Source organism: Deferribacter desulfuricans SSM1 (genome assembly GCF_000010985.1).
GTDB classification, from domain to species: Bacteria; Chrysiogenota; Deferribacteres; order Deferribacterales; family Deferribacteraceae; genus Deferribacter; species Deferribacter desulfuricans.
In genome coordinates, this window is the sequence record NC_013939.1 from 1,649,255 (window position 1) to 1,666,422 (window position 17,168).

General features: G+C 33.6%; 14 protein-coding genes. 3 read left to right on the forward strand and 11 right to left on the reverse strand.

Features of this window, described 5'->3' with window-relative positions:
- The first annotated feature begins 35 nt into the window (after positions 1–35).
- Genes DEFDS_RS08130 through cydB form a run of 3 tightly spaced genes read left to right on the forward strand, consistent with a single transcriptional unit; the run spans position 36 to position 2,855 of the window.
- The gene (locus DEFDS_RS08130; RefSeq protein WP_013008322.1) at positions 36–458 is read left to right on the forward strand and encodes an RrF2 family transcriptional regulator; all 423 of its coding nucleotides are present in this window, start codon (positions 36–38) and stop codon (positions 456–458) included.
- A gap of 9 nt (positions 459–467) precedes the next feature.
- Positions 468–1,814, forward strand: coding sequence for a cytochrome ubiquinol oxidase subunit I (locus tag DEFDS_RS08135; protein WP_013008323.1), 1,347 nt, complete (start codon positions 468–470; stop codon positions 1,812–1,814).
- A 12-nt stretch (positions 1,815–1,826) separates the two neighbouring features.
- Complete coding sequence (gene cydB, locus DEFDS_RS08140) at positions 1,827–2,855, forward strand: cytochrome d ubiquinol oxidase subunit II (RefSeq protein ID WP_013008324.1); 1,029 nt, start codon at positions 1,827–1,829, stop codon at positions 2,853–2,855.
- A 171-nt stretch (positions 2,856–3,026) separates the two neighbouring features.
- On the opposite strand, the gene pheT is transcribed toward cydB, so the two are convergent.
- The 11 genes from pheT to DEFDS_RS08195 all read right to left on the reverse strand — a co-directional run bounded on the left by pheT (position 3,027) and on the right by DEFDS_RS08195 (position 17,072).
- Complete coding sequence (pheT, locus tag DEFDS_RS08145) at positions 3,027–5,411, reverse strand: phenylalanine--tRNA ligase subunit beta (protein WP_013008325.1); 2,385 nt, start codon at positions 5,409–5,411, stop codon at positions 3,027–3,029.
- A gap of 12 nt (positions 5,412–5,423) precedes the next feature.
- Positions 5,424–6,437, reverse strand: coding sequence for a phenylalanine--tRNA ligase subunit alpha (gene pheS / locus DEFDS_RS08150; RefSeq protein ID WP_013008326.1), 1,014 nt, complete (start codon positions 6,435–6,437; stop codon positions 5,424–5,426).
- 229 nt (positions 6,438–6,666) lie between these two features.
- Positions 6,667–8,529, reverse strand: a complete 1,863-nt coding sequence (locus DEFDS_RS08155) for a DUF3373 family protein (protein WP_013008327.1) — start codon at positions 8,527–8,529, stop codon at positions 6,667–6,669.
- Between the two features lie 95 nt (positions 8,530–8,624).
- The gene (locus tag DEFDS_RS08160; RefSeq protein ID WP_013008328.1) at positions 8,625–8,954 is read right to left on the reverse strand and encodes a c-type cytochrome; all 330 of its coding nucleotides are present in this window, start codon (positions 8,952–8,954) and stop codon (positions 8,625–8,627) included.
- A 50-nt stretch (positions 8,955–9,004) separates the two neighbouring features.
- Positions 9,005–9,688, reverse strand: coding sequence for a TorD/DmsD family molecular chaperone (locus tag DEFDS_RS08165; protein WP_013008329.1), 684 nt, complete (start codon positions 9,686–9,688; stop codon positions 9,005–9,007).
- Between the two features lie 86 nt (positions 9,689–9,774).
- On the reverse strand, positions 9,775–10,908 hold the full coding sequence (locus DEFDS_RS08170; RefSeq protein WP_013008330.1) for an MFS transporter: 1,134 nt from the start codon (positions 10,906–10,908) through the stop codon (positions 9,775–9,777).
- A 260-nt stretch (positions 10,909–11,168) separates the two neighbouring features.
- Positions 11,169–12,380 (reverse strand): argininosuccinate synthase, encoded by a 1,212-nt coding sequence (locus DEFDS_RS08175; protein ID WP_013008331.1) that lies wholly within the window; start codon positions 12,378–12,380, stop codon positions 11,169–11,171.
- 20 nt (positions 12,381–12,400) lie between these two features.
- Entirely contained in the window at positions 12,401–13,333 is a 933-nt protein-coding gene (gene argF / locus DEFDS_RS08180; RefSeq protein ID WP_013008332.1) for an ornithine carbamoyltransferase, read from the reverse strand.
- A 2-nt stretch (positions 13,334–13,335) separates the two neighbouring features.
- Complete coding sequence (locus tag DEFDS_RS08185) at positions 13,336–14,496, reverse strand: aspartate aminotransferase family protein (RefSeq protein ID WP_013008333.1); 1,161 nt, start codon at positions 14,494–14,496, stop codon at positions 13,336–13,338.
- A gap of 581 nt (positions 14,497–15,077) precedes the next feature.
- Positions 15,078–16,022, reverse strand: a complete 945-nt coding sequence (locus tag DEFDS_RS08190) for an ornithine cyclodeaminase family protein (protein ID WP_013008334.1) — start codon at positions 16,020–16,022, stop codon at positions 15,078–15,080.
- 3 nt (positions 16,023–16,025) lie between these two features.
- Positions 16,026–17,072: a proline racemase family protein gene (locus DEFDS_RS08195; RefSeq protein WP_013008335.1), complete on the reverse strand. Its 1,047-nt coding sequence runs from the start codon at positions 17,070–17,072 to the stop codon at positions 16,026–16,028.
- Positions 17,073–17,168: the final 96 nt, after the last annotated feature.

The following is a 17,168-nucleotide window of genomic DNA, read 5'->3' on the forward strand; positions in this document are numbered from 1 at the left end:
TTATTTTTTTATTGTTTACCTGAGAGGTAAACAATATGGCTGAGTATATCACAAGAGAAGTTGATTACGCTATAAGGATTGTTGCTTATCTTGCAGGTAAAGATGAAAGAATAAAAATAGATGAAATATGTAAAAAACTTTATCTAAAAAGACCTTTCGTAATAAAAATCATTCACAAACTTAACAAATGTCATATATTAAAAACATATACCGGTAAAAACGGTGGAATTTTATTGGCTATGGATGTTTCAGAGCTTAGCCTATACGACATTTTTCAATGTCTCGGATTTAAAACAACAATAAATATATGCACAGAAAAACCTGAGCATTGTGAATTAAATCCAATTTGCAATATCACAACCTTTTTTGCAGGGATAGAGAAATCTTTAGTAAACAAGCTAAAAAATGCAAAAATAAAAGATTTCATCTTTAACGATGAAGATTTAAATAAAATGTAGGAGGCAGATATGGATGTTGTCACACTGTCAAGGATCCAATTTGCAATGACAGCCATGTTTCATTTTATCTTCGTACCATTAACACTTGGTCTTTCTATCCTTGTTGCTATTATGGAAACACTTTATGTCAAAACCGGTAACGAACTCTATCTGAGGATGACAAAGTTTTGGGGTAAGCTATTTCTTATCAATTTTGCTCTTGGAGTAGTTACCGGTATCACAATGGAATTCCAGTTTGGTATGAACTGGGCTGAATATTCAAAATACGTGGGTGATATTTTTGGTGCTCCACTTGCTATCGAAGCAACTCTCGCATTCTTCTTAGAATCCACATTCTTGGGTATCTGGATTTTCGGTTGGAAAAAGATATCTAAAAAAGCACATGCTTTTGCTATCTGGATGGTTGCTATCGGATCTAATATCTCAGCATTATGGATATTAGTAGCAAACGCCTGGATGCAGCACCCAGTAGGTTATGTTTTGAGAAATGGAAGAGCTGAAATGACAAACTTTTTTGCTCTTTTCTCTAGTTATGCAATTACAAAATTTTTCCATCAAATCTTAGCAGGTTATACAGTTGGTGCTTTTTTTGTTATGGGTGTATCAGCTTATCATTTGTTAAGAAAGAGCAATTTGGAGTTTTTCAAAAAATCTTTTAAAATTGCAGCAACATTTGCACTAATCGTAGCTTTTGCAGAAATTGTTGTAGGTGACTGGCATGCATATGAAGTTGCAAAAACTCAACCAACAAAACTTGCAGCAATGGAATCTCATTGGGAAACTCAAAAAGGAGCTCCAATGTATCTATTGGTATTTCCAAATGAAGCAAAAGAAAAAAATGCTATAGAACTTTTGCCTATACCAAAACTTTTAAGCTTCTTGGCAATCCATGATTTTAATGGGGAAGTAAAAGGTTTAAAAGATTTCCCAAAAGATGAAAGGCCACCGGTTTTAATAACATTTTTAAGCTTTAGATTGATGGTAGGATTAGGGATGTTATTTGCATTGCTAGCTTTAATAGGTTTTTACCTTTCTAAAAAGGATAAACTTGTTGATACAACACTTTTTCTTAAAATAATGCTCTATATGATCCCAATCCCTTACATAGCAAACTTCTTAGGTTGGACAGTAGCTGAAGTGGGAAGACAACCATGGATTGTTTATGGTGTACTGAAAACAGCAGATGCAGTATCAAAATCGATATCAACTAGTCAAGTATGGATGTCACTTTTTGGATTTGTTGCTTTTTACAGTTTGCTTGGTGTTATAGATATCTATCTTTTGACAAAATATGCAAAAAAAGGGCCTGAAGAATCTGCTATATCAGCTAAAAAAGCTGAAGCAGTAACAGCGTAAGGGAGGTTAGTTATGGTATATCAAATTATATGGTTTGCATTATGGGGGCTTTTGTGGGCAGTTTATTTTATGCTTGATGGTTTTGACTTTGGTGCTGGAATTTTACACCCCTTTTTAGGAAAATCTGATGAAGAAAAAAGGATGATTATAAATACATTAGGTCCAGTTTGGGATGGTAATGAAGTTTGGCTTATCACAGCAGGTGGAGCAACATTTGCTGCCTTCCCTACAACCTATGCTTATATGTTTAGTTATTTATATACTCCACTTTTAATTATACTTTTTGCTCTGATATTTAGAGGTGTTGCATTTGAATTTAGAGGAAAAGGGAAAAGTGAACAATGGAAGAAACTCTGGGATGTAGCTATTTTCGCTGGAAGCCTAATCCCAACAATTCTATTTGGCGTAGCTTTTGGAAATATCTTTCAAGGGTTACCAATTGATGCAAATGGATATCATGGTAGCCTAGCCTATCTCTTAAACCCTTATGGAATCCTTACTGGATTGTTTTTCTTACTTCTATTTTTAGAACATGGTGCTTTATGGCTAGCAATTAAGACAACTGGCGAATTACCAATAAGAGCTAAAAGCGTAGCTAAAAAAGTATGGCCACTTCTTGTTGCCGTAGCAGTCATATTCTTAATCTTTTCGGCATTCAAAACTCATCTGTATGACAATTATTTGAAAAACCTTGTATGGTTTATAGTTCCAATAATTGCAGTAATTGCATTATTAGCGATATTCTTTTTTACAGAAAAATCACCTGTTAAAGCATTTTTTGCATCCTGTATTACGATTTTAGCAGTAGTTTTCACAGGGATAATTGGTTTATATCCAAATCTTATTCCATCAAGTATTGATCCAAAATACAGTTTAACAGCTTTTAACTCATCTTCTAGCCCATATACTTTGAAAATAATGACAATTGTTGTGATTATATTTGTGCCAATAGTGCTGCTATATCAGATCTGGACATATAAGATATTTAAAGATCCAGTAACACCAGAAGAAATCAATGATCCAGAAGTAGAAACTTATTAATAAAAATGGGGGCTAAAGCCCCCCGTTTTTCTCAAGATATAAAAATAAATCATTTTATTAGATTGCTTCGGCAACTTACATTGCCTAGCAATGACCCAAAATTGCTGTCATTGCGAGCGTTAGCGAAGCAATCTGAGGTGTTTAAGCAATTATTATTGTGCAACACCCTCGTTATCTTAGTGAAGCGTCAAACTTATCCTTTAACAATTCTATTATCTCATCCAGCAGTTTATTGGTTTCATCATCAGTTAGTGTTCTTTCAAGTGAGCTAAAGTAAACTCTAAAAGTTAAACTAACTTTATTTTCACCAATATTCTTACCCTCATATATATCATATAACACAACATCATCAATCAACTTACTTATATTTTTTATCTCATTAATCATATCATTTACTAAAGTGCCTTTGTCAACTATTACAGAAATATCCTTTGTAACAAAAGGGAATTGTGAAAACTTTTCATATTTAATTTTTCTATTCTCTATTATTTCAACTAAATCATCAAAAAACAGCTCAGCAACATAAAGCTTCTTATCCAAATCCAATTTTTCTAAAATATCAGGGTGTAACTCACCCATAAAACCAACAACTTTGTTATCAATTTTTAAATATGCAGATTTGCCAGGATGAAGAAACTCTTTATCTGCTCTCTTGTAATCAGCTTTTAATTTATAACTACCTAAAATATCGTCAATTACCCCTTTTAAATAATAAAATGGCTCAATATCGTTTTTCTCAGCCCAAGATAGAGGCCAGAAATTTTCTGTAATACCTATTGACAGATGCATCTTCTGTAATGGCAACTCTTTCTCACCTTTATTTATAAAAACATTTGCAAACTCAAAAAATCTAAGACTTGCATACTGCTGCCTGATATTACTAACCATATTGGCTATTAATCCAGGGAAAACAAAAGTTCTTAACGTATTCATATCCTCGCTAAGAGGATTTTTTAAATACACAAAATTTTCTTTACCATCAAAATTTGATAAAAACTCATCACTCATAAATGAAAAGTTTATAGCCTCATAAAATCCAAGGGATTTGAGGGAATATCTTATCTCTCTTTGTGTTTTTAAACTTAAAGATGGCTGATTGCTATCAGCATTGATTTCAGGAACAGTTGTATCAATTTTATTATAACCGTATATCCTTGATAACTCTTCAGCAATATCAACCCATCTTTCAATGTCCACTCTATATGTTGGGACTTCTACTTTAAAATCACCCCCCTGCTCTTCAACAATTTTAAAGTTGAGTTTTGTTAAAATATCTTTTGATTCTTCCTTTGATAATTCTGTTCCTAGCAATCTGTTTACTCTATCAAGGTTAAAACTTACACTTTTTGGTTTTACCTTTTCATATTCATCAGTGACTATACCTTTTAATACTTTACCATTTGCATATTCTTGTAAAAGGTATGCAGCATAATCAACCATTTTAAAGACATTACCTTTATCTATCCCTCTTTCAAACCTGTATGATGAATCTGTCTGCATCCCAAGTCTTCTTGCGGTAATCCTTATACTTTCAGGTTTAAAATATGCACACTCTAAAAAGACATCCTTTGTATTATCATCAATCCCTGAAAACTCACCACCCATAACACCAGCTACAGCAATTGCCTTTTTCTCATCAGCAATTACAAGCATATAATCCTTTAATTCTCTCTCTTTGCCATCAAGAGTCATAATCTTTTCGCCAGGTTTAGCAGTCCTGATAATGACATTGCCTTCAAGTTTATTCATATCAAATGTGTGTAGGGGCTGGCCATATTCAAAAAGGACATAATTTGTAATATCTACCACATTATTTATTGGTCTCACACCAACAGATCTGAGTCTATTTTGCATCCAGATAGGAGATGGCTTTATTTCAACATCTTTTATGACCCTACCGAGATAAATAGGGCATTTATCTTTGTCTTCTACTATCACTTTTTTAAGATTTTCAGCTGGCTCATTCTCTTCTTTCAAATCAAAATGTTTCTCTTTTAAGCTGAGTCCATAAAGGGCAGCAATCTCTCTTGCAATACCAATGATACTCAAACAATCAGCTCTATTTGGAGTAATGGAAATATCCAAGATAACATCTTCTAAACCAAGATAGGAGCTAACATTTTTGCCAAGATAAGATTCATCCACATCTAAAACCATAATCCCATCACTCTTTTCTTCCAAACCAAGCTCAGCAGCAGAGCATATCATTCCAAAAGATTCTACACCTCTGATTTTTGCTTTTTTAATTTTTAGCCCTATAGGTAATTTTGCTCCAATTTTTGCAAAAGGGATTATTTGACCAGCAGCAACATTTGCAGCTCCACAAATCACCTGATAAGTTTCACCCCCATCAAAAACTTTACAAATTGAAAGTTTATCAGCATCAGGGTGCTTCTCTTTTTCCAAAACCTTTGCAAAAACAACATTTTCTACCTTCTCTTTAACGATTAGTTCTTCCACCTCAAGTCCAGCCATTGTGAGCTTATCTACAAGATCCCTTGGGTCAATCCCCTTTACATCTATAAAATCTGACAACCAGCTATAAGAAACTTTCATCTTTTTCTACCCCTAAAATTGTTTTAAAAATTTTATTTTGTTATCGTAAAATAGTCTCAAATCATCTATACCAAATTTGAGCATTGCGATACGCTCAATCCCCATACCAAAGGCATAACCTTGATACTTTTCTGTATCATAATTTACAGCTTTAAAAACCTCTGGGTCAACCATTCCGCACCCAAGTATCTCAAGCCAACCTGTATGTCCACAAACTCTACATCCACTTCCACCGCAAATTACACACCCCATATCCACTTCAGCACTTGGCTCAGTAAAAGGGAAAAAACTTGGCCTAAATCTAACAGGGATATCTTCTCCAAACATACGCTTAATAAAAAGTGTCAAAGTCCCTTTCAAATCAGCAAAGGTTACTTTTTCATCTACAAGTAACCCTTCCACCTGATGAAACATTGGTGAATGGGTAACATCATGGTCACATCTATAAACTTTACCTGGTGCAATAATCTTTATTGGTGGTTTATTTGCTTCCATTACTCTGATTTGGACAGGCGATGTATGAGTCCTAAGGAGTATCTCATCAGTAATATAAAATGTATCTTGCATATCCCTTGCAGGGTGCTCTTTTGGAATGTTTAATGCCTCAAAGTTGTAATAATCAAACTCCACCTCAGGGCCAGTTGCAACCTCAAAACCCATTGATGTAAAAATATCTACAATTTCATAGTATGTTATAGTAATTGGGTGAATAGCTCCTGGCTTAAAAGGGAAACCTTCTCTTGTGATATCAATAAATTCTTCTTTTAATTTTTTCTCTTTTTCAAGCCTTTTAAGATCATTATATTTTTCATCATAAAGTGCTTCAAATCTTTTTCTTACTTCGTTTATCTTTTTACCAGCTTCTGCACGATTTTCTGGTGCAATATTTTTGAGCTGCTTGTTTAAAAGTGTAATGCTACCTTTTTTACCAAGATATTTAACTTTTATCTGATAAAGCTCATCAAGGTTTGTTGCTCTACTTATCTCTTCTTCAAAACCTTCCACTGTTCTTAAATCCAAATCCATTTTATCACCTCAAATAATTTTAACCTATTTCGATTTAGCTATATTAAAAAATGTTTGATAAAAATTCCAAACAATCATAGTTTTTTTAACAAATTTTTCAAGGAAAAGTTTTAAATTGATAAAGTACGTGTGAACGTTTTAACGTTCTAACGTTTAAACGTTTTACTAGTGAAACAAAAAAAGCCGGGGAAATCCCCGGCTTTTATCTATCTCATACCTACAGGAGATATTAGAATCTAAATGTTAATTTAGCGTAGTAATTATCTACTTTATCAACTACAGGCATCAAAGTGTTGAATGCTGTAGCATCTTCAATCTTAACTGGTTCACCCATATAGTTACCACTATTTGTGTATTCGTAGTCATAGTGAATGTAACCAAGAGTTAAGAAAAACTTACTTCCAACGATTGGCTGGTGGTAGTAAACTTCATACACATCACCACGTGTAGCAAGTTTTGCAGCATCCCATGTGTTCATAAATGGCTGCCAGTATTTGCTACCATGGTTGTATTCAAAACCAAGTTTACCAGCAGTAAATGGAAGTTCTGGAGTCATAATACCAACCCATACACTATGGCCAGTTCCATCCATCATTTCATCCATTCCCATAAATTGATACATTGGATTTGCACTTCTACCAGTTGGGTCAGTCTTACTCATTGAATATGCTGCAAACCAGCTGAAGTCAAAAGTATTACCTTGTACGAATATAGAGTGTAAGTCAATATTACCAACTTCGCTCATTGGCTCTATTCTTGATACAAAACCACCATAATTAGGCGTTAAAGTATAAGTATCATATTGACCATCTAAATCATAATCATTTCCAGAAATATAAAATGGAAATACAGCCATTCCTATGAAACCATCAGTAAGTCCATATCCATGTGCCCAGTTGTAAACAACTCTGTAATCATCATTATCAAAAAGTTTTACTATAGCACCAAAGAAATGAACATCATTTACATCAGCTTGAGAATTTAAAGAGTTAAGTGTTCCATACTGACCTTCAAACCCTTGACCATAGCAGAATTTAATATTTAAGCCAGGGATACCTGTCAAATCTTCCAAAGAAAACCCTAAAGAAGCACCATCAAAGTTCATCTGAATGATAGAACCAAGAGGAGAGCCACCCAGTACAGCATTCTCATGGTTTTCCATACCATAACCATAAGCTGCTGGTCTTCTACCAACAGAGAAATGCCAGTGAACATCACCTATACTATTTTTATATACAAAATAAGCTCTTTCAACCCTTACACTGTCATCAGTAGGATATTGAGCAGAATTACTATCTAAAAACATACTGCTCATAGTACCATTGAAAAAGTGAACTGGCGTAGAATCGCCAAAAGTTTTATACATTACAAGACGGCCAGTAAATGAAAGATGCTCGTTTACTTTAGCTTTAAGACGAAGTCTCAATCTTTCAGTCATCATATAGTCATTGTTTGCATCATACTTTTTAGGTTTAATATTTTTAAAAGCTGTAACTATTGCACTTGCTTCATCTTTAGTCAAAGTTCTATCAGATAGCATTTGAGCAAAAGCATCCATACCAAAAGCCATCATTGCATTAGCGCCAAAATTTGTTGTATAATAACTTTGTTGTGCAGCAGGTAAATTATTCCACATTTGTTGCAACATCCCTGATACTTCAGGGGTCCCCATTAAAGTTTGAAAATCAGAAAAATAAGTATTTAAAAAAGTATCATTCCATCCATCAGTGGTTGAAGTTGTCATTCCCATAAACGCTTGTAAATCCCAATTGGTTGGTGTTGATGTTTGAGTTCCTGAAGATTGAGTAATGGTTTCAGCTAACCATAATCCCATCATGTCGCTAGCAAAATCTGGTAATGCTCTTACATCTTTGTACTGAAAACTGTCGAGTCTTGTCATGAATTCTGCACTGATAGAAAGCTTATCAGTTGCTGCATGACGAGTGTTGGTGTTTACAAACTTACTCATCATATCAACTTGAGCTTGTAGGTCTGCAACCTGCTTTTTCAACTGCTCAAGGTTTACATCCTGTGCAAAAACAAAAGATGAAGCAAATAAAACTCCAAATAAAACTGCTAAAAACTTTTTCATAAACTACCTCCTATAAAATAAACTACCCATCAAATAGGGTTATTTCTTAATCAAAAAGAGGGTGTATAACACCCTCATATTTTCTAAATTAAATCTTAACCACAAGTTTCTGGCTGATCAGAATCAAGAGCATGATCAAAAAGATACTGGAACATGTTCTCAATATCTTTGTCTTTTAACTTCTTAGCAGATTTGTGAGCAGCACAATCTTTGATTTTTGGCAACAATGCTTTCCACTGAGCCTGAGTTTTGCTCACTGGGCTAAGTGCTGGTGCACCAGCTTTGCTACCATCATGGCACGCAAGACGGCAGTTTTTCTTCCAAACCCTTTTCCCTTTTCTTGCATTAGCTTTTGCAAAAACTGCAGTAGTTGCAAATATAGCAATTAAAGCAACTACTAAAAGTGAAACTAATGTTTTTTTCATGGCAACCTCCTTTTATTAGGCTTATGTAGCCTTATTTGCCTTTATCCAAATTAATTTGCCTCTAATATATCAATAAATATTTCATCTATTTCCACAAAAAGCCCCTTCAAAGCCTTTGCAGCATCTCTGTAAAAATCCAATTTTGACTCGTTTATCACCTTATCGCTAAAATCAACAACAAATCTGCCTATATAAGCATACAAAACTGTAAAAAGCGTGGCAAGAGTTTTTTTATAATCTTCCCCAGACTTGTTTAAATCTATAATTTTATTTATCAAACTCGAAGCAAATTCTAATAATATGTAAATATGATCAGGGACTTCTTTTATATCCTCTTTTAAAATAAACCCTTCTTCCTCCATCATATCTCTCAACTGAACAGTGCTTTCACCCATCAACAACTTTTCCTCTTCAAGATAAAAAGAAGCATATGGTACAGCAATTACTCCACCATAATTTGTGACAAATAATCTAACATACTCTGCTTCCATCTCTGATTGGTCTTCCAACATAAGCTCTTTATTTAGATAATCTTCAAAAAAATCTTTAAATGAAGGTAAAAGCTCTTTTAGTTTGTTGTAAACATTATCATCAGGATATCTAAAACAGAGAGAAAGAATAAAAAAGACTGAAGACAAACTCTCAAAACCTATTTCATCAAATTTTAAAGAATCTGGTATTTTGGAAAAATCCTCTTTTAATAAACTCTCTTTTAATAAACTAAAATCAATCAACTTGTGCCCCTTATTTGTTCTTTAGAATATATTAATATCCCAATTTTTGTTTGTAAAGACTTTTTTTGTATACAATATACATTTTTTTATGAACATTGTTTTACAAACAAATTAGCAAATAAAATCATAGCTGCGAGAAAAAAAAGAACTACAAACCAACCAAAATGTCTGTAAATATAAACTGCCAAATAAGACCCAATACTTCCTCCCGTATAATAAAAGGAAACATACAGACCATTAACAACACCCTTATTTTCCATAGCAAGCCTATTTAGATAGCCAGAAAGTGTAGAGTGCACTGTAAACATCCCACCACAAAAAAGAAACATACCTAAAAATAATAACACAACAGAATTAAAGGACATAACAAACAGTGACACCAAATATATTGTTAAACCAATAATTACTAATAATTTTGCAGAATTATTTAATTTTTTCAATATCTTAACATTGTTTAAAGATATCAATACTCCAAGCATATAACCAGAATACATAATTCCTGTTTTAAACTCAGTTACTTTAGAAGAAACAGTAAACATCCTAAATGGCAAAATATTTAAAAATCCTGCAAAAACAAAAAATGTGAAAAAAATAGTCAAATAGCAAAATAAAAACTCTTTTTTCTTAAGTATATTTTTGGCCATATCAAGTTTCAATTTGCTTACATTTAACCTATCATCTTTCTCCAGTTGTAAAATCAAAAGCAATGAAATTAATAAAGTGAAGAATAGGAATAAAAAAACATATCTCCAACCAAAATATGTGGAAATAAAACCAGAAACAAGCCTACCAGAAAACCCACCAACAATAGTACTTGCTATATAAAATGCCATAACCCTTTGAACATTCTCTTTAGAAGTACTGATAGAGATATATGTCATCAAGCCTGTTAAAATAGCAGGTAAAACTAAACCGTTTAACAATCTAATTAGTAAAAACAGTGTAAAATTATGAGTAAAATAAACAACAACTTCACTCAACGCCAAAATTGTAAAAGACAATGATATTACAACCTTTGCAGAAAATTTTTCTAGTATATACCCATAAAAAAGTGGTGCAAGTGCAAGTGGAATAAGCGTTACGGTAATAAGAAGTGAAGCAGCATCCTTTGTAACATTAAAATCTTTTGCAATTACTGGAAGCAAAGGCTGCGGAGCATAAAGAGCAGAAAAGACCATTATTGTGGAAAAAGCAATTATAAAAAGGTATTTTTTACTCATATCATTATATCAAAAGAGATTGCTTGCCCACCATATTTAGATTGCTTCGGCAACTTTTGTTGCCTCACAATGTCTGGAAATTGCCGTCATTGCGAACGAAGTGAAGCAATCTCTAAACCTATTATCTCACGAGAGATTGCTTCGTCGCTACGTTCTTCGCAATGACTTTGTGGGAACGTCATTTCGAAAATTACCGAAGCAATCTAAGTCAATGTTTTTTAACCAAAATTTGGGCAAGCAATCTCTTTTAAGCATTTATCTTACTTATCTCTTCTTCTTGCATTTGCAATTAATGGTAAAGAGTTCAATTTTATAAAACCTGTTGCATCAGCCTGATTATAAGCACCTTTATCATCATCCATAGACACAAGCATCTGATCATAAAGTGAATATTTAGATTCTCTACTCACAATTGTTATATTCCCTTTGTAAAGCTCTACTTTTACTTTACCCGTAACATACTTTTGAGACTCCTCCACAAAGGCTCTCAGGCAATCCATCTCACTGCTAAACCAATACCCAGCATAAACAAGATAAGCAAATCTTGGCATAAGCATATCTTTTAAATTAATAAGACTCCCTTCAAGTGTCAAACCTTCAAGGTCTCTATGAGCAGCCATCAAAATTGTTCCACCAGGGGTTTCATAAACACCCCTTGACTTCATCCCCACATATCTACTTTCAACTATATCTATCCTTCCAATCCCATGTCTGCCTCCAATCTCATTTAAAGTCTGAAGCAATTTTGCTGGAGACAGTTTTTCACCATTTACTGCTACAGGTTCACCTTTTTCAAATTCAATTTCCACTTCTTCTGGTGTATCAGACGCATTTTTGGGATCAACTGTTAGTTCAAACATATCCTCAGGTGGTCTTTTTGCTGGATCTTCTAAAATACCAGCTTCAAAACTGATATGCATAAGGTTTTCATCACTACTCCAAGGTTTATCTTTTGTTGCTTTAACAGGAATTCCATATTTAGCAGCAAAATCAATAGCTTCTTGACGCCCTTTTATCACATTGAAAAATTCTGGAATTCTCCATGGAGCAATAACTTTTAAATCTGGAGCAAGGGCAGCAACAGAAAGCTCAAATCTCACCTGGTCGTTACCTTTACCTGTTGCACCATGAGCTACATATTTTGCCCCTGTTTTCCTTGCGATATCCACCATCCCTTTAGCAATTACTGGTCTTGCAAGAGAAGTACCTAAAAGGTATCTACCTTCATAAACTGCATTGAATTTTATTGAAGTATAAACATAGTTTTTAACAAATTCATCCTTTAAATCTACTATATAAAACTCCTTTGCTCCCGACTTATAAGCCTTTTCTTCAAGAGCTTCTAAATCGTCCCTTTGACCTAAATCTGCCACATATGCAACCACATCATAACCTTGCAAATCAAGCCATTTTAAAATTACAGAGGTATCAAGACCTCCAGAATAAGCTAAAACTACTTTTTCTCTACTCATTTTCTATGTTCCTCCTTATCTCAATTATCTATCTGTTCAAAAAGCCATTTCATAATAGCTTTTTGAGCATGAAGTCTATTTTCTGCTTCATCAAAAACTATTGATATTTCTGACTCAAAAACTTCTTCTGTAACTTCCTCACCAAGATGAGCTGGTAAACAGTGCATAAAATATGTCCTTTTCCCTGTGGCTTCTAAAAGATTCTTATTAACTTGATAATCAATAAAAATTTTCTTTCTTTCCTCTGCCTCATCTTCAAAACCCATACTTGCCCAAACATCTGTATAAATAAAATCAGCTCCCTTTACAGCTTTAAATGGGTCGTTTGTAATCTCTATTTTTGCACCAGTTTCAGCTGCAATTGTCTTTGCTTTTTCAACTACATCTTGTAAACACTGATATTTTTCTGGTGTAGCAATAGAAATATCTATCCCAAATTTTGCACAACCAATTAATAAAGAGTGAGCCATATTATTTCCATCACCTACATAAGCAAGCTTAACACCTTCATATTTACCCATTTTCTCATAAATTGTCATAATATCTGCCATCACCTGACATGGGTGAAACTCATTTGTAAGGCCATTTATCACAGGCACACTTGCAAATTTAGCAAATTCTTCAATCCTTTCATGCTCAAATGTTCTTATCATAACCATATCCACATATCTAGAAAGTGTTCTTGCCGTATCCCTTATACTTTCACCTCTTGCAAGCTGAATATCATTTCTACTCAAAAAGAGTGGGTAGCCCCCCATTTCAGCAACACCAACTTCAAAAGAAACCCTTGTTCTTGTAGATGATTTTTCAAAAATTAAAGCTACTTTTTTATTTTCTAAATATTTTCTAAAAATACCATTTTTTCTTTCTTCCTTTAATTTTATGGCGCTTTCTATCATTTCTTTAAGCTCTTGTGTAGAAAAATCTGCCAAAGTCAAAAAATCTCTTTTCACTTTTACCCCCATAGCTTATTAATCACTTTTTCTAACTTTGTAATACCTTCGTCAATTTCCTCTTTTGTAACAGTTAGTGGTGGATACAGCCTCACCACATTATCCCCAGCAGGCACAGCTAACATAAACTCTTTATGTAGCTCATTTATAAAATCCATATTATTTACATCATTTAGTGCAACACCAAGCATAAGCCCTTCGCCACGGACTTCACCTTTTCCACTAAAAATCTCTTTTAATTTAGATTTTAGATATAAACCTTTTTCTTGAACTGATTGTAAAAGCTCATCATCGATTAAGTCCAAAACCTTGTTTGCTACTGCACAGGCAAGATAATTTCCACCAAATGTGGATGCATGAGTACCAGGTGAAAGGTATTCTGCAAATTGTTCTTTTGCCATCATTGCACCTATTGGGACACCATTACCCAACCCTTTTGCCAAAGTAATCACATCAGGAATTACATCATAATGTTGATAAGCAAAAAGTTTACCTGTCCTCCCTATCCCTGTCTGCACCTCATCAAAAATCAAAAGGATATCAAGCCTATTACACAACTCTCTGACATTTTTTAAATAAGCTATATCAGCTTTCTTTAAACCACCTTCCCCCTGAATTACCTCTAACATTATCGCAATAACATCACCATCTTTAACCACATTGTATAAACTATCATAATCGTTGTAAGGAACATGCACAAAAAAATCCATTGGTGGCTCAAACCCTTTTTTCACTTTTTCCTGACCTGTGGCAGAAAGAGTAGCATAAGTCCTGCCATGGAAAGACCCTTCCATCGTAACTATTTTGTATCTGACTCCATCATATTTTTTATTCCCATAAATTTTAGCAAGTTTAATAGCAGCTTCATTTGCCTCAGCACCGGAATTACAAAAGAATACTTTTCCGCCAAATCCTCTTTTTGAAAGTTTTTCAGCTAATTCTTCCTGAGATGAAATTTTATAAAGATTAGAGGTATGCAATAATGTTTTTGCCTGATTGCAAATAACTTCGGCAATCTCTTTGTTTGCATGCCCCAAATTTGTAACAGCTATACCAGAAGCAAAATCCAAATATCTATTCCCATCTTTATCAAAAAGATATGAACCATCACCTTTTACAAATTCCAAATCAAAACGGCTATATGTGTTCATCACAAACGACATTACAAACCTCCCAAACTAAAAATCTTTTCGAGGCTGTTACAAAACAGTCTAAGTCTATCAAAATACTACTTATAAGATTGCTTCGTCACTACCACTCCTCGCAATGACTGTGGAATTTGCCATTGCGAGCTTTATGAAGCAATCCTGGTAAATAATACATCGAGGGTATAGCACAATAATAATTACTCAAACACCTCAGATTGCTTCGCTGACGCTCGCAATGACAGTATTTTTGGGTCATTGCGAGGCAACAAAAGTTGCCGAAGCAATCTCTAAACCATATTGATATCAAAAAGTTGATCCATTGTGTAACATCCTCACATCACCTATTTTACAACACACAGATTTTTTTATACAATATTTTTTAAAAATAATAAAGCAAAAGTAAACAGAAGGTTAGCCAATATATACCAAAAAATTTAATATTTTCCTATCCACTTGAGGGTATTGCACAGTAATAGCTACTCCATATCCCAGATTGCTTCGCTAATGCTCGCAAAGTCAGCTAGGCAGTCATCGCGAGGAAGCATAAGCTGACGAAGCGATCTCATAATTGTGATAATTATCAAGTTGTTAGTCTATTATGCAACTGTTTCTTTTTTATAAAATATATATGCAGAATATAGATCAAAGCCTGCATTGCCAACGGATTTAAAAATTGTTCTTTTATTTTTAAAGTCTTTATTAGAATTTATAACAGCGCCTAAGTTAATAATTTCATCTTCTTTTATCCTACCATTTCTTAAAGCTAAAATGATATCACCACTCTCTTTTATACAACCCTCTTTGTTATCAGCAAAAACGCTGCAAATTAGATATAAATTTGAATCAATTTCCTGCATATCAGGTTTAAAAGACCCAATCGCATTGATATGAACATGCTCTTTTAAGTTTAATTTACCACTTTCAAAAAGAGGATGTTTACTATTTGTAGCAGCTATAATAATATCCGATTCTTCTAACAATCTTAAATTATCTGTTAGAATTATATCCCCTGAAAAATACTGCTTTATTATTGAAACAAAGCGATTAGCTTTATCTTTATTTCGATAATAAAGATATATTTTCTCAATTTTCCTCACTGATATAGCTGCCCTAATTTGAGTTTCTGCCTGAGCCCCAGTTCCAAAAACGGATAAAACCTTTGCATCATCAGAAGCAAGAATATCGATCGCAGCACCTCCAACTGCACCTGTCCTAAGAGCAGTTAATTTTGCACCTTCAAACATTGCTTCCACAATACCGGTTTTTCCATCTGCCAAAAAAACAACACCATTAATAACAGGTAGCCCTCTGTTACTGTTTTCGTTGCATACTGCCACATATTTAAAACCAACTTTATCAAGTTTTTCAGAATAAACAGGCATAAAAAGATATGTGGAATCATGTAATGAGCTTAAAATATGATGTCTGTCTGGAACAATTATATTATGTCTATCCAAATCAAACAAAGCATCTTTCATGACTTCAATCAATTTTTTCATATTTAATAATTTTTCTAAATCTTCTGCTTTAAATGTTTTCATAATTTACCTCATAAAAAAGCCATACTTTATTTCATCCTCATTATCCACAAAAAACTCATTTTTGCCTATGATATGTGCTTTACCTTCCACCTCAGGTATGACAGATTTATAGCCATAAAAATCAACAACACTATAAATTCTCCCTTTAAATTTAGAACCAACGATACTTTCTACTACAATCTCATCATCTTTTTGAATCTCATTTTTAAAATAGTGAAGAGCCATTCTACCACTTACCCCTGTCCCAGTAGGGCTTCTATCAACTTCTCCGTCAGCAAATATACACACATTTTTGCTCACTTTATCTTTCCCATTATTTCCATCATAAAATATCACTCCATATAAAAAGCTTAAATCATCATACTCAGGATGTTTAATTTCACATTTATTCATCACAGCCATTTTTATTTTTCTCCCCAAATTTATAAGCTGTTGGACATTTTCCTTGTCTAAACTAATATTTAAATTCTTTACATTTACATACGCATAATATGCACCACCAAAGGCAATATCAAAAACAACATCCCCTAAACCATCGATATAAACTGAACAATTAGACTTATAAATAAATGAAGGTACATTTCTAAAGTAGTATTTATCAAGTTTACCATCACTAATTTCGGCAAATGCTGTGACAATACCAGCCGGAGTATCTATTTTTATTTCTGTTATAGGTTCTTTAAAATCAATAAGTTTAAGTTCATATGCAAGTTTTATCAAAGCGATAATACCGTGCCCACACATTGTGCTGTACCCTTCATTGTGTAAAAAAATCACTCCAAAATCTACACCTTCTCTATAAGGTGGTAATAAAATTGCTCCATACATGTCGGCGTGCCCTCTTGGCTCCAAAATCACTGTTTCTCTAATATAATCATAGTTCTCTTTCATTATTCGTCTAAATTCCAATACTGAGTTTGCTTTAATGTCAGGGATACCATCATAAATAACTCTAAGCGGTTCTCCCCCAGTATGTAAATCGATTGTTTTAATAGCTAAGCCTTTATTTTTGTCTATTTTAAACTCATCAAACTTTTCTTTACCCCACATTTTAAACCTCCCTTATTGATTATAATTCAAGTTTATAACAAATACTTTACATTGGCAAACTTTTTTACTATTACTAAAAAACATACTAAACAAGGA